The organism is Geobacillus sp. BK01 (assembly GCF_052220245.1).
Classification (GTDB): domain Bacteria; phylum Bacillota; class Bacilli; order Bacillales; family Anoxybacillaceae; genus Geobacillus.
On record NZ_JBQPTH010000006.1, the window covers coordinates 113,337 to 133,274 of the forward strand.

Annotated in this window: 17 protein-coding genes; 4 read left to right on the top strand and 13 right to left on the bottom strand. The window is 49.7% G+C overall.

Translation table 11 applies throughout. From position 1 onward, the window contains the following. Positions 1–216 precede the first annotated feature (216 nt). From ACTVDO_RS08775 to ACTVDO_RS08785, 3 genes are read left to right on the top strand one after another with little or no spacing between them, the layout of a single operon-like run. Positions 217–471: a FeoA family protein gene (locus ACTVDO_RS08775; RefSeq protein ID WP_020959606.1), complete on the top strand. Its 255-nt coding sequence runs from the start codon at positions 217–219 to the stop codon at positions 469–471. Continuing rightward, positions 464–1,198: a FeoB small GTPase domain-containing protein gene (locus ACTVDO_RS08780; protein WP_020959605.1), complete on the top strand. Its 735-nt coding sequence runs from the start codon at positions 464–466 to the stop codon at positions 1,196–1,198. The genes ACTVDO_RS08775 and ACTVDO_RS08780 overlap by 8 nt, the downstream gene beginning before the upstream one ends. Further along, a complete protein-coding gene (locus ACTVDO_RS08785; RefSeq protein ID WP_020959604.1) occupies positions 1,167–2,561 on the top strand; it encodes a nucleoside recognition domain-containing protein in 1,395 nt (464 codons plus the stop codon). The genes ACTVDO_RS08780 and ACTVDO_RS08785 overlap by 32 nt, the downstream gene beginning before the upstream one ends. Before the next feature lie 222 nt (positions 2,562–2,783). Here ACTVDO_RS08785 and ACTVDO_RS08790 read toward each other — a convergent pair whose 3' ends face one another. The 13 genes from ACTVDO_RS08790 to ACTVDO_RS08850 form a co-directional block, all read right to left on the bottom strand. Beyond that, positions 2,784–4,088: a diguanylate cyclase domain-containing protein gene (locus ACTVDO_RS08790; protein ID WP_442901346.1), complete on the bottom strand. Its 1,305-nt coding sequence runs from the start codon at positions 4,086–4,088 to the stop codon at positions 2,784–2,786. A gap of 94 nt (positions 4,089–4,182) precedes the next feature. Next, entirely contained in the window at positions 4,183–4,920 is a 738-nt protein-coding gene (locus ACTVDO_RS08795; RefSeq protein WP_442901347.1) for a LytR/AlgR family response regulator transcription factor, read from the bottom strand. Positions 4,921–5,293: 373 nt separating this feature from the next. Then, on the bottom strand, positions 5,294–7,321 hold the full coding sequence (locus ACTVDO_RS08800; protein WP_442901348.1) for a flagellar assembly protein A: 2,028 nt from the start codon (positions 7,319–7,321) through the stop codon (positions 5,294–5,296). Between the two features lie 206 nt (positions 7,322–7,527). Further along, a complete protein-coding gene (locus tag ACTVDO_RS08805) occupies positions 7,528–8,244 on the bottom strand; it encodes an EAL domain-containing protein (protein ID WP_442901349.1) in 717 nt (238 codons plus the stop codon). A gap of 246 nt (positions 8,245–8,490) precedes the next feature. Next, positions 8,491–11,214: an MHYT domain-containing protein gene (locus ACTVDO_RS08810; RefSeq protein WP_442901350.1), complete on the bottom strand. Its 2,724-nt coding sequence runs from the start codon at positions 11,212–11,214 to the stop codon at positions 8,491–8,493. Between the two features lie 111 nt (positions 11,215–11,325). Next, positions 11,326–11,952, bottom strand: a complete 627-nt coding sequence (locus tag ACTVDO_RS08815) for a histidine phosphatase family protein (RefSeq protein WP_020959596.1) — start codon at positions 11,950–11,952, stop codon at positions 11,326–11,328. Between the two features lie 166 nt (positions 11,953–12,118). After that, entirely contained in the window at positions 12,119–12,580 is a 462-nt protein-coding gene (locus ACTVDO_RS08820; RefSeq protein ID WP_020959595.1) for a GNAT family N-acetyltransferase, read from the bottom strand. A 51-nt stretch (positions 12,581–12,631) separates the two neighbouring features. Then, positions 12,632–12,931 carry a DUF5634 family protein gene (locus ACTVDO_RS08825; RefSeq protein ID WP_020959594.1) on the bottom strand — a complete coding sequence of 100 codons (300 nt, stop codon included), beginning with the start codon at positions 12,929–12,931 and terminating at the stop codon, positions 12,632–12,634. 76 nt (positions 12,932–13,007) lie between these two features. Continuing rightward, entirely contained in the window at positions 13,008–14,987 is a 1,980-nt protein-coding gene (locus tag ACTVDO_RS08830) for a putative bifunctional diguanylate cyclase/phosphodiesterase (protein WP_020959593.1), read from the bottom strand. 133 nt (positions 14,988–15,120) lie between these two features. After that, positions 15,121–15,858, bottom strand: coding sequence for an IucA/IucC family C-terminal-domain containing protein (locus tag ACTVDO_RS08835; protein ID WP_020959592.1), 738 nt, complete (start codon positions 15,856–15,858; stop codon positions 15,121–15,123). Next, complete coding sequence (locus tag ACTVDO_RS08840; protein ID WP_020959591.1) at positions 15,858–16,670, bottom strand: ABC transporter ATP-binding protein; 813 nt, start codon at positions 16,668–16,670, stop codon at positions 15,858–15,860. Before ACTVDO_RS08840 ends, ACTVDO_RS08835 begins: the two co-directional genes overlap by 1 nt. Before the next feature lie 18 nt (positions 16,671–16,688). Then, positions 16,689–17,741 (bottom strand): FecCD family ABC transporter permease, encoded by a 1,053-nt coding sequence (locus ACTVDO_RS08845; RefSeq protein WP_020959590.1) that lies wholly within the window; start codon positions 17,739–17,741, stop codon positions 16,689–16,691. Next, positions 17,738–18,739 carry a FecCD family ABC transporter permease gene (locus ACTVDO_RS08850; RefSeq protein WP_020959589.1) on the bottom strand — a complete coding sequence of 334 codons (1,002 nt, stop codon included), beginning with the start codon at positions 18,737–18,739 and terminating at the stop codon, positions 17,738–17,740. Before ACTVDO_RS08850 ends, ACTVDO_RS08845 begins: the two co-directional genes overlap by 4 nt. Before the next feature lie 200 nt (positions 18,740–18,939). Between ACTVDO_RS08850 and ACTVDO_RS08855 the strand changes: the two genes are divergently transcribed. Then, positions 18,940–19,911: an ABC transporter substrate-binding protein gene (locus tag ACTVDO_RS08855; protein WP_020959588.1), complete on the top strand. Its 972-nt coding sequence runs from the start codon at positions 18,940–18,942 to the stop codon at positions 19,909–19,911. The last annotated feature ends 27 nt before the right edge of the window (positions 19,912–19,938 follow it).

Here is a 19,938-nt window from a genome sequence, read left to right on the forward strand (position 1 = left end):
TAATTTTGAATATACGTTTCACCGACAGATGGATCGAAAAAGATCCATGGGCAACGTTTTGTCCTTCCCCTGGCATAAACATGACCGCTGAGCGTGCGCGCATTTTCGAAACAAATTTGTTGACAAAACCGGGAAACGGGAATATGATAAACACAAAAGTTGGTCTAGGTAAAAAAAATGTCCTTTATCAAAAATATTAATAGGAGGGCAAATCTTATGGTTCAAGGAAATGATTGCCGTCTCTCAGACATGAGGCCGGGAGACCGGTTTCGCATCGTAAAACTCGCTGTTCCCGATCCTATACTGAAAAGGCGCTTGCTCGATTTAGGATTTGTACCAGGAGGAGAAGTCGAAATCGGGCAGAAAAGCCCGCTTGGCGATCCGACCGCCTATCACGTTTGTGGAACGACGGTCGCATTACGAAAAGAAGAAAGTGACAATATTTACGGGGAGAAGATCCACCATGGCTGAGATGACGTATACGATGGCCTTAATGGGAAACCCGAACACCGGCAAAAGCACGTTGTTCAACGTCTTGACAGGCTTGCGCCAACATACCGGCAACTGGCCGGGAAAAACGGTCACCCGTGCTGAGGGGGAGTTCACTTACCGCGGCGCCACATACCGCCTCGTCGACTTGCCGGGGACGTACTCGCTTTATTCCAACTCTGCCGACGAAGAAGTGGCGCGCGACTTTCTTCTGTTTGAACGGCCCGACATCACGGTTGTAGTCGTCGACGCAACAGCATTAGAACGCAACTTGAATCTGGCGCTTCAAGTATTGGAAATGACGAACCGCGTTGTGATTGCGGTCAATTTGATCGACGAAGCGAAAAAGAACGGTATTCATATCCACACTGAAAAATTAGCCGCCAAACTCGGCGTGCCGGTCGTGCCAGTATCGGCCCGCAACCGGGAAGGCATCGATGCGCTGCTCGATGCGGTGGAGGCGATGGCCCAGGGCCGCATCAGCACCACCCCGCTTTCCATCCGGTACAGCCCGGAAATCGAACAAGGCATCGCCCGACTTCTTCCATTCGTGACAGACATGGTGGGGGACACGTATCCGGCCCGTTGGATCGCTCTTCGTCTCCTTGACGGTGATGCCTCGTTGCTTCAAGCGCTGAAACAGCCGCCGCGACCATTGGCCAAGGAGGGAAACGCATATGCTTGTTGCGGATCCGTCAAATCGGTTTGACCAATTGATGGAAGAGGCGAAATCATTCGCACCGGCCGATACGCGCGAACAAATCGTTACTTCGATCTTCCAAACATCAGCCGCGCTTTGCCGGGAATGTGTCACCGATGCGAAGAGCGGAAAACGGAATCGAACGGAACAAATTGACCGGATCGTCACGTCAAGGCGGTGGGGATTTCCGATTATGCTGGCGCTGCTCGCCGCTGTTCTGTACGTGACCATCGCCGGCGCCAACGTATTTTCCGATTCGCTCGCCCGCTTGTTCGGAACGATTGAAACGTATCTCACCATGGCCTTTCAAGCGGTTCACGCCCCCGATTGGCTGCACGGTCTTCTCATACTTGGCCTGTATCGCGGCACCGCCTGGGTCGTCAGCGTGATGTTGCCGCCGATGGCGATTTTCTTTCCGGTGTTTGCGCTTCTTGAGAATTATGGCTACTTGCCGCGCGTCGCCTTTAATATGGATCGGCTGTTTAAAAAGGCGGGCGCACACGGCAAACAGTCGTTGACGATGGCGATGGGCTTCGGCTGCAACGCGGCGGCCATTATATCAACACGCATTATCGAATCGCCGCGCGAGCGGATGCTCGCCATTTTGACGAACAACTTCGTTCCGTGCAACGGGCGCTGGCCGACATTGATCTTGCTTTCATCCTTATTTATGGCGGCCGGCTATACAGGCGGATGGAACACGTTCGTCACCGCCGGGGTTGTCGTCGCCATCGTGCTGTTTGGCATCGTCGTCACGTTGGCCGTTTCATGGATATTATCGAAGACAGCCTTGCGCGGAATCCCGACCCATTACACGCTGGAGCTGCCGCCATACCGGCGCCCAAAAATCGTCGAAACGATCATCCGGGCCACCCTCGACAAATCGCTTTATGTGCTGAAACGAGCGGTCACGGTCGCGGCGCCAGCCGGCGTGATCACGTGGATTCTCGGCAATATCCATCTCGGCGATACGACCGCACTAGCCGCTTTCGCCGGCTGGCTCGATCCATTCGCAAAAGCGCTGGGCTTGGATGGCTATATTTTGACGGCGTTCATCTTAGGACTGCCGGCCAATGAAATTGTCGTGCCGGTTTTGTTGATGGGATATTTATCAGCAGGGGCGCTGACGGAAGTCGATGATCTTCATTCGCTTACGCAAATCTTCCTTGACCACGGCTGGACGTGGCTCACCGCCCTCAATATGATGCTGTTTTCCTTGCTTCACTATCCGTGCGGCACGACGCTCGTCAACATTTATAAAGAAACAAAAAGCGCGAAATGGACGTTTGTCGCCTTTGCCTTGCCGACAGCGATCGCCATTGCGGTCACCTTTACGACCGCGCAGCTGGCGAGATGGTTGGGGCTTATTTGACTCCTCTCCCGGGATTCATGCAACAACAGACTGCCCTTCCTAATCCTCTCGCCTATGCGTTGTTTTAAGATGGGCGCTGTTCAGCAAATGAAGCACCTTCAAAGATAAAAAAGGATGTCCCTCTCGTTTTGGGACATCCTCCATTTATAAAGATTGTGTGCAGCAAAACGAAAAACCATCCTAGCAAATTAGGAAATAAACGCCTGCCGGCACAATAGCCGCCTATTTGGCGGCTTTTCTGACATTTTGGCTGTAAAATTGATAGCTGTTGCGTACACTCTTTGCCTCATAAAGGGCGTAGTCAGCATGGCGGATCAATTCTTTCGAAGAGTTTCCGTCCGACGGGTAAACAGCGATTCCTATGCTAATGGTCGCAACGATTTTATGTCCGTTGACAAGGAAAGGGGGTTGCATGCTTTGCTGCAGTTTATGGGCTGTTTTCTCGATCTCCGCATCATTCGCTACATCTTTTACTAATACTAGGAATTCGTCTCCTCCAATTCTGCATGGGATGGCATTCGCCCCAATATTGTCCTTCACCCTTTGGGCGAATAACTTCAGCAGCTGATCCCCTACATCATGGCCGAACGTATCATTCACTTCCTTGAAGCGGTCCATATCTATATACATGACAGCCAGCCGTCTATTCTTCCGTTTCGCCTCCTCGATTGACTGTCGCACGAGATCGAGAAACAATCTCCGATTTGGAAAGCCGGTTAATGAATCATGGAATGCTAAATACTTTAGCTTGTTTTCGTAATGAATCCGTTCTGTCACATCAAGCATAATCCCTTGAATGGCCGGATTTCCGTCGTATTCGATATACGAAAGCGACAACCTTACATAAATCGTCCTGCCATCAAATGTGTCCACTTTCTCAATAAAAGAGAGTTGGCCATTCAAAGCTCTTTTCCATACTGTTTTGTTTAAGCCTTGGCAGATCGCCCATATTGGAATGCCTACAATATCGCTTTTTCGTTTCACCCCGAGCAGCTGCACAGCGCCGATGTTTGCGTAAATAACCATTCCCTCTTGGTTAAATACTAGCACTCCCCCCGGCAAATGTTCAAGAAACGTTTTGTAACGCTCCTTGCTCGCTTCCAGCTGCTCCTTCATCTTTTGAAGTTCCCGCTCCTTCACCTTTCGTTCTGTAACGTCACGAACAACAGCGACAAACCATCGATGCCGATCGCCCTCCCCATTAAGCGGAGTAAGAACGGTTTCATAATGTTTCCATCCATTGGACGTTTCCATTTCATCTTCATAAGTAATCGTTGTTTTCATTTGGGCAGCCTGTTTGTAGTTATCCTTTATTTTGGCTGCCCGTTCCGGAGACAAAACATCTTCAAACCGTTTACCGGCGACATTGTCCATTCCGATGGCGCGACAAGCTGCCTTATTGGCCCATATATAGCGAAAGCTGCAACCGTCGGATTTCGCAACAAAAATCATATCGTCTATAGCGTCGAAAATCTCCCGTAGCATGCTGAAATGCTGCTCGATCAACGACCTCTCGTCCTGTTCCATGTGAACCCCCGATAGTAAATAAAAATTTCCTTTCCATTCACTGCTGTTTTAAGCGGTCTTCTACAAGCCCTTGTTTCTCACCAAAAAAGACCGCCTACCTATTCATATCAAAGATTTTCCTCTGCACTTCATGAAATTTCAGCTTCGAAATATACGCCACTTTTTCGCTATTAAGAAAGTGGGCTAAATACGTTTCGCCAACTTGTGTAATTTTCACTACCTTTTTTAAGTTAATGATATAGGAACGATGAGTTTTAAAAAAATCATCATCCAGCTCCTTTTCGATTTCGTTCAGCGTCTCCGTTGTCTCATATTGCTCATTTACCGTATGAATCACGGTTTTTCTGCTTTCCTTTTCCACGAATAAAATATCCTCCATCGGCAACAAAACAATAGCGTTTTTCGACCGGATTCCAAGCCTTTTGTTTGGCTGCTTCGCTGGCGCAGCACATTGCTTGGCCATATCAATCAGTTTGCGGGCTTTTTCGAGCGCATAAAAGAGACGCGTCCGCTCAATCGGTTTCACGATATAGTCCGTAGCAGACACTTCAAAAGCCTCTACGGCAAATTCATCATATCCGGTAATAAAAATCACTTGAACAGAGGGCAAAAGCTGTTTGCATATTTTTACTGCCTCCATGCCATCGAGCCCGGGCATACTGATATCGACCAACACAATATCCGGCTGTTCTTGAAGCACGAGCCGCAAAAGTTCCTCCCCGCTCGCCGTCTCAGCCACAACATGGTAATGGGGAAACTGGCAAATAAAATGCCGCAAAATCGTTCTGGAAGACGCATCATCATCAGCAATCACAATTTTTAAATCTTCCATTGTTTCCTTACCTTCTTTCTAATCCCCTATTTTGAATGAACCCCCTCCCTTGGTTGGCAGAACATTGGCTTCTAACATTTCTTCCAGTTGAGCAATGCGAAATACTTCATTCTCTTCCGATCTAGTTCTGAAAACCATCGCCTGTTTTTCTTTCTCTTTTGCAGGCATCGATGAAAAGAACAGACAATCCAATTTTGTTGAATCAACAAAAGGGACAGTGAATAAATTGAAAAGCCTATATGAAAACACTCGATTTCCTGATACACCGCTTTAGGCGCTTCTATTGTCTTATATTTAAGTTCGCTTTTAAACGCTCTTCTACATCTGCCCATTTTTCGTCGACTCATATAAACACATTATATCCCCCGGTTTTTTAAGTCAACATAATTTGTCCATTTTCATCTAGCGACACTTCAATTTGACGGTGCCCCTCTTGGAACGTGTAAGATGTTTTACCGATTTGAACTACTGTCCCCTCTTTAACCACACCAAACCTCACCGTTTGGCCTTGGGGCACGGCAATGTGTGTAACGACCCCGGAAGCCGAACCAGCCTCTTGAATAAACGCCCCTTTTCGGGCCAAGGCGCGGCCGCCGCGCATAACTCCTTTTACGTTTAGAAAACCGCCGGAATGAATGGTACAGTTATAACACCCTTGGCCAAAAACGGTTATATCGCCGCTGCAGTAGATCGTACTATTCAACGCGTAGGCCATCTCGACATAACTGTGCTCACCATTTCCATTCATATGTTGTTTCGTCGTTGCCTTAATGTCTTCAAGCAGCTTGGTGAACCGTTCAAGGGAATGGAGTTCGTTCGGAATACTTGAGAAAAAACAAAGTTGAAGCCGCTCAGCTAAATCGAGCCAAACTGGCTCGAGCTGCGAATGGCCGCCCTTTTTCACCGCTTCGATATACTTTTGTCCTATTGATGACAAAGGACGGAATTTATAGTCCATTAACAGCTTTATTAGCGGGAGTAACCCGTTTTGTTTCCAATTTGTCCTTTTAAATGCCGGAGAATTGATTAGTTGTTTTATGGAAGAAATCATTCTTTCAATGTATTCTTCAACCGAGCTTAATAAATGTGCAAGCTCAGAAACGAGCATACGGCCTTCCCCTGCCGAAATGACGCTTCCAATGACATTTTGCCTAATAAAGACGGCTTGTTTTGACGTAACCGTCGCCCGGTTGACATTTTGAAACACCGTCACATTGCCCTCTGCCTCAACGTTCATTCCGTCTTCCACGCTGCCGGTAATATCGACGTCACCATGAAACCGGATATTGCCGGAACTTAAATCGACATTGCCTTGATGAGTAAGCTTGTCCACTATCCATATATACACATCCATCCCTTGTTGTTGGAACACCGGCCGCCCATTAGCTAACGCCATGATTTTCGTCCCGTTTTCAATTGCTGTGACCCCTTTTCCTAAATGGACCGTCACCGGATGGACAGGTTTAGGCAGAATCGGCTCGTTCGTTATGGTCATGCCAGGAACACCTGGAATCGGAGGGTGAACGACCGCGATGACTTGTCCGAGGTGAACAGAAGGAATACGGTTTACTTCGCGGAAATCGACGGTACCGTCTTCACGCAGTCTCGGTCTTGCCTGCTGATGGCCTATATTGACCGTTGGCTCCACCCAGCCGTTTTTTCCTTCCCGCGGCTTCATCCCTCTCGCAATGACGAAATCTCCCGGTTTTGTTGCTTTAGCTGCCTCGGCCATCGCAATAAAATCAAACCCTTGGACAACATTTAACGATTTTAGCTTTTGCAAAATCTGATTATATCCGAGGCTGTTGCGCACTTCAATATGCTGCTGGGCTTTTAACTCAATATGATAATCAGGATCGATATCTTTAAGTTCAAAACGTTTTGTTATCCCTGGCTCTATGCGCAAGATAGCGTGCATCTTGTCTTCATCGACAATAATATCCCATTTCGTTTCAACCGTCTCCTCAAGTGTTTGTATTTCCAGTCGATCCCCTTCCGTTATGACTGTCGTCCCAGTCACAGGCTGACCATTTTTTAAAAGGAGAACGCCATGCCCTACAGTAATCGTCGGATAGCATAGCGGCGACAAACGATAAAAAATCCGCCCTTCCTTCACCCATACTTTTCCATTTGTACAGTTCTCTGTTGCTTTTGACTCTGTTTTTTTGTCGTTATCTGCTGGGGAGTTTTTTTCTTCCCCGACTATGTCAGGCGCCTCTGCTTTCTTTTCTACCTTCATTATCTTTACAACGGCCGGTCTCGAACCGATGCGCCAAATCCCTTTTGTCTCTTGTTGAATAATTTCAATCTGCACTTCTTCACGATTGCTTTGCAACATCGCTAGGCCGGCATGAATTGCCTCATTGATGTTTTTTCCTTTTGAAATGACCGTCTGTTCCATCAACATTCCCCCTTTGCCTAGAATGTTTACAACCTAAATACACTCCTTTTATTCAATCTTCCGGTTTGCCGGCAATTCTCGCTTTCACTGAAAACATTCCCACACTTGTCGAACCATTGTGGATTCATTTGCCCGATCGTTCGGCTGCCCGACATTACGTTGATGCCAAAGCAACGTTGACCCGGTTTTCAGGCGTTAGGGCTTTGTCATGTTAGCTTACCCGGTTTGCCTAAAAGATACCCTTGCGCAGCCGGGACTCTCAGCAGTTTTGCTTGGGCAAGATCCACTTCTTTCTCGATCCCCTCTAAAACGAGCACCATTTTTCGGCCGCAGTAGTCCGCCAATAAGCTGACTATTTTTTGTTTTTCTTCATTAGAGGCCAACCCTTGAGCAAAATACCGATCCAATTTTACATAATCCGGCTGTAACTCAATAATTTTTTGCAAGGTCGATGCCCCTTTGCCTACATCATCAATAGCAATGTAAAACCCGTACTCTCTCATCGTCTGTATCGCTGCTTTTAGCCCGTCGTCCCCCCATATGTCCTCCTCTGCTTTTGTTTCATTCAGTTCGAATACGATTCGGTTTTTGGCGTACGGGAAGCGTTCAATTATCCTTTTTAAAAACGGCTCGAACTTATGGTGCAAAACCGTGGACGGATACACATTTACGAAAAGTAGTCTTCCTTTCTTTTCCAAAAAAGGAAACTGAGAAATGGAACTTTCTAACAACACTAGATCGAATTCGTATAAACATCCTTCCTCTCTAGCTGCTTGAAAAAGACGTTCAACATAATTGACACCGTTAACCCGTACCAATGACTCATAGCCGAAAATGCTCCAGTTAAACAGATCCCAAAGCGGCTGGTAAACGTGTTCAAACTGTTGCCTGTCGATCAGTTTTCTAACAGAGACTGAGATCACGCTTTCACGGTCCTTTCATAGGTCGTTAATCGTGTATTGTACCGAGGGATGAGTACGACCATTAACCTAATATAGCTTTTGTTTAGATTTCAATATAATCTTTTTCCATGCGTCTGTCTAACTCCATTCGCGCACGTGAGACATCAATCCAACCCTCAACAACAACCAAAAGGACATATCAGGCTATCTTTTTGACTTTTTACGACATATTTATTGTTTTTTTGTCGAAAAATGCAGAAGCTTCCTTTATCTATGGGAGCGCTTTTCTTCACATATGGTTGCTAATTTTTCGAGAAACAGGTTGACGTCCAACGGTTTTGTCATGTAGTCCGAAAATCCCATTTTTAAAGCCTTTTCAATCTCCTTCGGCACGGCGTTGGCGCTAAGTGCGATCATGGGAATATGCTTTGTCCGCCCGTCCCTTTGCAGCATTTCCAATACTGTATATCCGCTTATATCCGGAAGATTGAGATCGATAAGAATAAGATCAAATTGACCATTGGCAGCTTTTTGCAAGCCTTCACTGCCATCGCAGGCAAACGTCAACAAAAAATTGGGAAATGGCCGCAACAAATGCTCTAACAATTTTAGATTGGCTATATTATCTTCAATATATAAAATGTTTTTGTTCCCGAGCTTCAATAATCGATCCCGGTTGACTTGTCCGCCTCCTAGAGAATGCGGTCGGCCATGGAAATGATTGATCGCCGGCAGGCTGAACGAAAAATCGCTCCCTTCCCCCAACTTGCTTTCCACCCTAATCGTGCCGCCCAAGAGGTGAAGAACTTGTTTGACAAAAGCCAAACCGATGCCATGGCCGTCAACACGAGTGCCTTTGACTCGATAAAATGGCTCAAAAATGTTTTCTTTTTCTTCGTCCGGGATGCCTATCCCGTTATCTTTTACGTGTATCATCACGCTGCCATGATTATATTTCCCCTCAACAACGACCGTGCTGCCTTTAGGGCTGTATTTAATAGCATTGTCGAGCAAATTCAACAGCACTTGCCTCATTCTTGTCGCATCCGTATATACATACACTTCCTCATCAGGATCCGATTGGTCTTTAATGTCAATGTTTTTCTTATTAGCTAACGGTTCGATTAATTTAATGCTTTCTTTAATAATGCTGTTCGGGTGAACGACATCATAAGTTAAATGCAGCCTTCCTGTTTCGATTTTTGCCAGATCTAACATTTCATTGATTAAATTTAATAAATGGCGGGCACCGCTTACTATTTCTTGCACAAACTCCCGCTGCTGACCGTTTAAAGAATCGTCCATTTCCAGCAATTGGGCGAATCCAAGCACGCCGTTCAATGGCGTCCGAATTTCATGGCTCATGCGCGAAATTAAATTGGATTTCGCCTTGTTGGCCTTTTCTGCCTCTTCCTTTGCCCGCAGCATCTCTTGTTCCATTATTTTCCTTTCCGTAATATCGATCGCCGAACCGACAACTTCAATCACCTGGCCGTTCTCTTTTATAGGGCGCAAACTCGTCAAATAGTCGATTCCATTTACGTTCCCCTCATAGTACAACGCTTCCCCTGTTTCCCACACATGCCGGTAATACCGCTCTTTTTGGTCGGCGATGCACTTCGGCAAAAAATCATGCAATGTCTTGCCAAGCACCTGTTTCGGATCAAGCCCTAAACTATGAAGCAGTTCGCCGCCGCATAACGTATGAACGAACTGCTCCCCCCTTTTCGTAAACTTAAAAATCATTCCTTGCTGTTGGCAAATGGTGTTCCATAAATCTTGTTGTGTTTTCTTTATACGCTCTTGATATTTTACAAGTGGTGTAACGTCTCTTCCGACCATAAACAACCCGATGACATCTTTTCCCCCTGTTATTGGAATAAACGTAAACTCCATGATTACCGTTTTTTTCTGAGCTGTTCTTACTAGGGCTGATAAAAAGCAAGGCTCACCCTTTTTCACCTTTCTCAAACATTCCTCAACTTTTTCATAATCTTGTTCGTAAAGCAGCTCATACAAGCTGGCCGGCGGCGCGTCACGGTGAACCTGCAATATTTCTGCCGCCTTTGGATTAATGGTGACAATTCCTCCCTCAAGATTAGCAGACAATACAAGGTGCGGATTGTAGTCCACTAGACATTGATAATGAGCTTCTGTAAGTTTTTGTTGCCGCAGCGCTTCCCGCCGTTCGATGGAAGCGATCACATTGACCATGACCAATATCGCAATCGTAATCAAAGCGAGAATGTAAGCTAAGCCATCAGACGGAATCGATGAAGCGAATTCCGCCCACGTTATTTCCCCGTTATAAGGTAGTTGAAACGATGTCCCTTTCATTGCGATATAATGCATCGCCGCGATTCCGCCTCCCATGACAACGGAACTGATGATCTTTTTTAAAGGCCAATTATTTTCTGCACGGCAGGCAACAAAAAGGATCAACAAAGCCAAGAACGAGGTGAAAAAGGAAATCACAACTGATAGACAAACAAAAAACGGGTGATGGTGCATAGACATTCCCGTGTTCATCCCTGCAATCCCCACATAATGGAGCGAACTAATGGCAGTCCCCATCAAGACGCCGCCTAAAACAAAGCGCCAAGCCTTTCCCCTGCTGCAACAAACTAAATACAGAGCAAGGAACGACCATAACACGGCCAACAAAAACGATAAAACCGTCGGGATCACTTTATAGGCTATAGGGGAATATAGGCGGTACCCAAGCGTGGCTGTAAAATGCATAGACCAAATTCCTAAACCGGTGATTATGGCTCCCATAAACACCCAAATAATTTTTTCTTTGTCATGGCTAACGGCTTTTTCAGAAATATTCAAGGATAGGTAAGAGGAAACGACAGCAATAATGACAGAAATGGCAACTAACCATGGATCATGATACCCCGTAATCTCCATAATGCCTCCCCATTCGTTAAAGTCAAAGACAACATCATCATATAAAAATGCACCACTACAAACAATGGAGACATCCATCCAGCATTGCTGTGATTTATCGCCTAGTTTATAATTTGGAAAACAATGTTTCAAAACTAAAAAGGATGGGCAACAGTCAATCGCCCATCCTTCTTTAGCTAATGATCATTCTTATACTTCTCTTACTTCCTTCGTATGTGACACATCCCCTTCCACGACAACATGAAACCTCTCCCCATCCGCCTCCACAATCGTCACGCTCGTGCCGTACATATACGGCGGCGCCCAAAGCTGGTCAAGCGGCGCGCCTTTGAAGGCCGCCACGAGCGCTTTCAGCACGACGCCGTGAGTGACGATTAACACCGTTTCTCCTTCGTGCCGCCTAACGATGCGCCGCACCGCTTCCAGCGCCCGCTGCTGCACATCGAAAAACCGCTCGCCGCGCTCGGGGGCGTACCGATGGGGCGCGTTCCAAAAATAGTCGAACGCAAGCGGATCCATCTCTCGGATTTCGTCATGCGTCTTGCCTTCCCAATCACCAAGATGAATCTCGCGCAACCGTTCGTCCTGATAAATCGGAATGGGCCGCCGGCCGCGGACGAGCTCGGCCGTTTCGCACGCCCGGCCGCTGGTGCTCGCATAAATCGCGGCCAACTCGACCGCTTCAAGCCGCTTTCCAAGCCGCATGGCGTCTTGCCGTCCTTTTTCCGTGAGCGGCGAGTCTTGCCATCCTTGCATCCGCTTTTCCACATTCCACTCTGTTTCCCCATGTCTTGTCAAATACAATGTTGTTGTCATGTCCTCCCGTATGTCTCCCCTCTATCAACCTATCCATTATTCAACAGCCGGTTCAAGCAAACGAAACGCGGCATGTTCGTTCCTGTCATCCTTGATCTCCCGCTTGAATGCCGTTGGGCAACACAGCCATCGGATTTGGAGCTTCTCACCAAATCACCGGCTCTGTTCATATTTTCCAGTTCTTTTTCACAAGTTTCGTTAGTTCAATTCCTTCCGACGTTTCGATGTGCTCAATCGCATGAAATCCATGGCGTTCATAAAAACGAATGGCGGGCGCGTTGCCGCTGCCGGTCGTTACAACCATTCCGCTTGCCGAAGGCTCTTGCTGAAGGACAAAGGCAAGCAACGCACTGGCGATCCCTTGGCGAAAACAGTCCGGGTCGACCATCAGCCGGCAAAGGCGAAGCGTCGGGCCGTTCCGCTTATAAGCGATCGCCCCCACGAGCCGTTTGCCCTGACAATAGCCGAAAAAGCGCTCGCCGCATTGTTGCAGCGCATCGACCGTGTCGCGCAGCGGCGGAAGCGCCGTGCTCCCGATGAGCTGCGCCTCGATGGCATACGCGCGCCGTTGCAAATGAAGCACCTTGGCGGCTGTTTTTTTGTCTGCTAGTTGAAGTTCCCGGATCATGCCTCTCTCCCTCTCCGTCAGCCAAAAAGCGGCCTCCCGGGCCGCTTGTCGTTAATGAATGACTTCCTCCATCGCTTCTTGCAGCGAGCGATAGCCTGTTTTCTCATCGCCGTCTTTTCGCACCGTCCATTCTTGCTTTTCAAGCGCCACCTCGCCCCGCTCATTGCGGACAAACGGCATATGAACGACGATCATTTCATCATCTTTGTTAATCGTATAGCCGATGTAATAGCGGTTGCCTTCACCATGCTCTTCAAAAATGCCGACTTGGTCAAGGTCATACGCTTCCATCATCGGCTCAAGCGTATCAATAAACTCCTCGATCACGACACTTCTTGGCGCAAATTCCATCTTCTTTTCCTCCTCTTTGCCTATCTCAACGTTAGTGTGCGGCAAAACGGGGAAAAGAATGAACGGAAATGATCGGCTACGCCGGCGATTCCCCGCAGGCGGTGCGGCTATGTTCTTCAAGCCATTGCTGCAGCTTTTCCGCTTCAAGCGAACGGCTGAAATAAAACCCTTGCGCATAATCGCAAGCCATTTGTGAAAGAAGGACGACTTGCGACTCGGTCTCAACCCCCTCAGCCAGTACTTCAATATCCAGGCTTTTTGCCAAATGGATGATCGTATCGACGATCGTCGCATCTTTTGAGTTTTCAACAATACCTTGGATAAAACTGCGGTCGATTTTCAACAGCGACACCGGCAAATTGCGAATATACGCAAGCGAAGAGAAACCGGTGCCAAAGTCGTCGATCGCCGCCTGCACGCCGAGCTGCTGCAATTCGATTAAAATGTGCCGTCCCGTCTCAATATTTTCCATCAACCCGCTTTCCGTCACTTCCAAAATGAGCCGGTCAGGCGCGAGCCCGGTCTCGCGCAAAATGCGCTTCACATGCTCGACAAGTTCGGGACGATTCAGCAGAAACGGCGACAAATTGACGGCCAGCTTCAAGCCGGGAAATTTTCTTTCCCATTCTTTCACTTGGCGGCACGCCCGTTCGAGCACCCATAGCGTAATTTCAAAAATAAACCCGCTCTCCTCGGCCAACGGAATAAAATCGAATGGTGGAATGTCGCCAAGCACCGGGTGGCGCCAGCGCAGCAACGCTTCGACCCCCATCGTCCGCCCTTTGGCGAGCCGCACTTTCGGCTGGTAGCATAAATACAACTGCCCGCGCATAATGGCAAACGGCAAGTCTTGCTCGATGATGGCCTGCCGGTGCTCGGTCGGACGATAAAAGGCATAGCCGTTTCGCCCCCGCTCTTTCACTTCATACAACGCTTGATCGGCGTATTTCATCACTTGCTCAATCCGGTCGCTGTCTTGCGGGAAAAAGGCGATGCCGACTGATAACGTCGATTGAATGAGTTGTTTTTCGTAATAAAACGGCTCGTGAAAGGAGCTGACAAGCCGCTCGGCCAATGTGGTCATCTCCGTTTTCGTCACATTCGGCAACAGCAGGACAAACTCATCGCCGCCGACGCGGGCGAAAAAGTCGTCGGGACGGAGCGCTTGCTGGACGCGCTTGACCGCCTCGCGCAAAAAGTAATCGCCGGCCTGATGGGAAAAATGGTCATTGATCCATTTAAACTTGTCAAAATCTAAATAACAAAGGGCAAACGGTGTGCGGCCTGTGATCAGCCCATCAATATGCCGTTCAAAATAGCTGCGGTTGGCGATGCCGGTGAGTGAATCAAAGTAAGCGAGCTGACGCAGCTTTTCCTCATACCGTTTTCGCTCGCTGATGTTTTTCACGGTCACAATAACGCAATCCAACGCTCCCGCCTCGTCAAGAATGGCCTTCCCTTGCGCTTCGACCCAAATCCATTCGCCTTGCTCGCCCCGCTTGCGGAATTCTACGGTTTGCACCTCGTATGTACTGTATAGCTCAGCCAGTTTTTGCGCCACGACCGGCGCGTCATCCGGATGGACAAACGCCAGCACATCTTCGCGCGATATCGGGTGGCGCTCATTCGTTTTTCGTTTCCATGACGGCGGAATGTACACCAACTCGCCGTGGCGTGAAAAAATCAATACATAATCGCTCGAGTGTTCGACAATCAGCTGCAGGCGCCGCTCCGCTTCTGCAAGCCGCGCTTGCAGCCCATCCGCCGCTGTTTGGCGGCGAAGGACGCATAACATGGCCGCCGCCTGGCCGCGTTCATCGATGATCGGTGACATTCCGGCTACGAAGGAACCGCCGGGCAATTCAATCTGAAAGGTGGCCAACCGCTCTTTCATCCGTTTGGCTTGCGCCCGCCCTTCGGCCGCCAACGCCTCCTTTTCTTCCCGGCCTAACGCCAAACGGTCAAAGGCTGGATTTTGATAAATCATGACACCTTGCCAGTTAAAGATGACGACTGCTTCTGTGAAGTGATGGAAAAAGGCCGTATACTTGTCCATGCGATGGTACCTCGTCATTGATCAAAATATGCCGTGATCCTCACTTCCATTTTTACGAAAATACCGGCAAAAATCAACAAATTTCACAAACATTTTGTCAAAAACATGAAACCGCCCGCCAGTGGCTTTCCGGTCACCCGGTTTGCCGCTGACGGGCTTTGAGCGGACACGTTTGGCAACACGTTCCCCCTTTTGTTTGCACATACAGGCAGCACGTTGTCCGCTGCATGCCGCTCGCGCCTTTCCAAAAGCGGCGGAGCGGATTGTCTTTTTGACCGAACAGGCGGCCGTCGGCTTCATGAATGAGAAAGCGGAAATCATCCCGCAGCCGGTCAGTGATCGGGGCAAGCGCCTCATCCTCGAACCAACGTTCATACACCCAATATACATAAATAGCAATATTTTCCCATAAAATAAGCGGCGAGATGCGCGTCAGGCGCCGCAACCGGACGATAAGCGGGGCAAACAAACCGGCGAATACGTCGCGAACGGCTTGCTCGCGCCAACGGCTGCGCTCGATGCCGCATACTTCCGCTTCCGGCGGCTCCAAGCGAAAGCGCGGCATCCACATCTCCCCTTGGTTGTCCGTATCCAGCCAAATACGTTCAGGGTCAAGGATCAATCGTTTGTTCCATACCGACATGGCGTATAAAGCCATCGGCGCCAAAAAGCTTAACCGTTTGATAAGCATGGAAGCGGCAACCGCGTCGTTCGCCGCCCCCATCTCGGTACGGACGTGTGCGACATACTTCACGAGCTGTTCGTTATCGTTCAGCAGCCGATCCAACAACATCGATGACAAGACATTGGTGGTCTCGCTTGAGAAACGGTACGTTTCCAACGCTTTCATTTCCTCTTCGCTTAACCTCATCACGATACGCCTTCTTTCTGTAGGATGCGCCGCCCTTTTCCATACGGGATGCAAAGCGGGGTGCCAAAGAGCGGGTCGTACGTAATTTGGCAGTCCATCTGAAACACATCTTTCACGAGCTGGCAGGAAATGACATCCTCCGGTTTCCCTTCGGCGTACACCGTTTTGTCACGAATGGCGACGAGATGATGCGCATAGCGGCATGCCAAATTGATGTCATGCAACACCATAACGATCGTTCGCCGTTCTGTTTCGTTCAACTCAAACAACAAATCCAAAATATCGATTTGATGCGCGAGATCCAAGTAGGTTGTCGGCTCATCAAGCAAGATGATGTTTGTTTCTTGCGCCAGCGTCATGGCAATCCACGCGCGCTGGCGCTGACCGCCGGACAGCGAGTCAACGGGCCGCTCGGCGAGTTCGGTAAGCCCGGTGGCCGCCAAGGCGCGTGCAACGGCGCGCTCATCTTCGTCGCTCCATTGCCTGAGCCACGTTTGGTACGGGTAACGCCCTTGCTTGACGAGCTGAAGAACCGTCAATCCTTCCGGAGCCACAGGCGACTGCGGCAAAATGGCCAGCCGGCGGGCAATGTCTTTTGTCGATTGTTTGGCGATTTCTTTCCCATCAAGCAATACAGCTCCGCCTGTCGGCTTTAACAACCGGGCCAAGGCGCGCAAGAGCGTCGACTTGCCGCAGCCGTTCGCGCCGATGAACACCGTGATTTTCCCTTTTGGAATCGTCAAGTTCAACCGATCGATAATGAGCGCATCCCCGTACGACAATGTCAATTCTTTCGCCTGCAGCGCGTGCATGCTTGCCCCCTCCTTCATTTATGGTTTCCGAGTTTGGTACAATAAATAAATAAAATATGGCGCACCGAGTGCGGCCGTAAACACGCCGGCCGGGATTTCCGTCGGCGCCAAAAGCATTCGCCCGGCCAAATCCGCTCCCATGACTAACACGCCGCCTAACAGCGCCGCCGTCGGAAGCAGCGCGCCAAACGCCGAACCGACAAGCCGACGCGCCATATGCGGTGCCATCAGCCCGACAAACCCGATGCCGCCGGCAAACGCCACCGCCCCACCGGTGAGCGCTGTACTGAGCAACACAAGCCCGAGCCGTTGCCGTTCGACCGCGCTGCCAAGTCCAACCGCCAGTTCGTCGCCCAACTCTTGCACATTGACGTGCCGGGACACAAGCACGGCCATAAGAAGCAGTCCAATGACCGATGGCGCCATGAACGAAACGTGCTGCCAAGATGCCCCATATACGCTGCCGGTGATCCAAACGTTTGCCTGGCTCGCCCGGTAAATCGGCCCGACGATCATAAGCAGCGTCGTCACCGCCTGCATGAGCGCGGAAATGCCGATGCCGACCAGCACAAGCCGAAGCGGGGCGAGACCGTTTTTCCACGCGAGCCAATACACGAGCCACGCAGCGGCATTGGCGCCAAGAAAGGCTGCGAGCGGCAGCCAGTGGATGCTGACGGTGAGGGAGTTGTTTTCGTCGCTAAACAGTGCCAAAAAGGCGACGACCGCGGCAGCTGCCCCACCGGTGATGCCGAGCACATCCGGCGAAGCGAGCGGATTGCGCACCATCCCTTGCAAAATCGCACCGGCGGCCGCAAGCGCCATTCCAGCCAACCAAGCGACAAGCACACGCGGCAGGCGGAACGTCAAAATGACCGTTTGGTGGATCTCTTCCCCATATCCGAGCAGCGCTGCGGCCGCTTCGAACGGCGAAATGCGCATCTCCCCGCTGCCGACGCTGACAAGAAAAAGCAAAACCGCCACCGCCCCGAGCGCGGCCATCACGGCGGCAGCTTTTTTGTCATAGAAAAACGAGACATGTTTTCCCATTCGGACCGTGACGTATTTTTTCATTTTGCTGCCATCCCCCTGCGGGCAATGTAGATGAAAAACGGAACACCGATCAACGCGGTGACGATGCCGACCGGCACTTCACGCGGCATGAGTATGTAGCGCGCCCCAATATCAGCCGCCAAAAGCAAAATCCCGCCAAGCAAGGCGCAGTATGGAAGGAGCCAACGATGGTCAATGCCGGCCAGCGCCCGCGCCACATGTGGCACCATCATGCCGATAAACCCGATCGGGCCGGCGACGGCGACCGATCCGCCAGCCAACAGCACGACTAACAGAGCGGCGGCAGCCTTGATCAAGTTCGTCCGCTGCCCGAGCCCTTTCGCTACATCGTCCCCCATCATTAAAATATTGACATGCCGCGCCAACAACAAGGCCCCGAGCCAGGCGGCGGCCAAATACGGAAAGACGACTGCCAACAGCTCCAGATTCCGGCCGGCGACCGATCCGGCCAGCCAAAAGAGCACTTCTTCGAGCGCTTTTTCATTGATCGCCAGCATCCCTTGCGTCAGCGAAGCGAACAAGGCAGCGACCGCCGTACCGGCAAGCGTCATCTTCAGCGGCGTTAACCCGTCTTGCCCCGCGGCGCTGATCACAAACACGATCGCCGCCGCTACTGCTGCGCCAATAAATGCGACCCATGACAACATCTGCAAGGAAGAAACAGAAAAAAACGTCACGACAATGACAATGAAAAAGCCGGCCCCGGCGTTGATACCGAAAATACCCGGTGAAGCGAGCGGGTTTCGCGTCAGCGCTTGCATGAGCGCCCCCGCCATCGCCAAGCTCGCCCCGACCGCCGCAGCAATAAGCGCCCGCGGCAGACGGACTGTCGCTACAACCAAATGGGTGTTCGAGCCGTTATTGTCAATAAGCGCTGCCACTGCCTGCCGCCAGTTCGTATCGGTATATCCGTACACAATGCTCATCCACATGGCCGCAAGAAGCAAGATAAACAGCCCGATGAGGCCAAACGTTTTTTGACGGTTTGTTGCGAACATTCCCGCGATCTCCCTTGCTTCATTAATTATATATCTATCGTTAAGTCTATTTGATAATGACTCTCATCGTCAACATTTTTTATGATTTTTTCATGACGTTCCCATCATTTTTTTCATTTTCTATTGACAGTGATTATCACTGTTATTTATTATATTAGCGTAAATGAAACTCATTATCAATATCAAAGGGGGATTTGACTGTGAAATTGAAGCATCTTACTCTGCTTTCCGCCTTCATTCTTTCTCTCCTGCTTCTCGCGGGCTGCGGCGGAAAACAGGAAGAGACGGCCGAGCCGGCGGAAGACAAGGAACCGAAAGCGGAAGAAAGCTATACGGTTGAGCACGCCATGGGCACGACCGAAATCAAAGGAACGCCTAAACGGGTCGTCATTTTAACGAACGAAGGAACAGAAGCGCTGCTTGCATTAGGCGTGAAACCGGTCGGCGCTGTCAAGTCGTGGACGGGCGATCCGTGGTACGACCACATTAAAGATCAAATGGACGGCGTCAAAGAGCTCGGTCTCGAATCGGAGCCAAACGTGGAAGCGATCGCCGCCTTGAAACCGGATTTGATCATCGGCAACAAATTGCGCCATGAAAAAATTTACGAGCAACTGAAACAAATTGCTCCGACTGTGTTTGCCGAAACGCTTCGCGGCAATTGGAAAGACAACTTTATGCTTTATGCAAAAGCGGTCAACCAAGAAGAGAAAGGAAAGCAAGTCATCGCTGAATACGACAAGCGCATTGAAGACTTAAAAGCGAAACTCGGCGACAAGTTAAACATGAAAGTCTCGATCGTCCGCTTTATGGCCGGCGACGTCCGCATTTATCATAAAGACTCGTTCTCCGGCGTCATTTTAGACCAACTCGGCTTCGCCCGCCCGGAATCGCAAAACGTGAACGACTTTGCGGAAACCGGCGTGACGAAAGAACGCATCCCGGCCATGGACGGCGACATCTTGTTCTACTTTACATATGAAACCGGGGACGGCAAAGCAAGCGAACTTGAGAAAGAATGGATCAACGACCCGCTCTTCCAAAACTTAAACGTCGCGAAACAAGGCAAAGTGTACAAAGTGAGCGACACGATTTGGAACACGGCTGGCGGTGTGCTCGCAGCCCACTTGATGTTGGATGATATTGAAAAATATTTTCTGCAAGAACAATAATGCCAAAAATGAAGCTGTACAAAACGG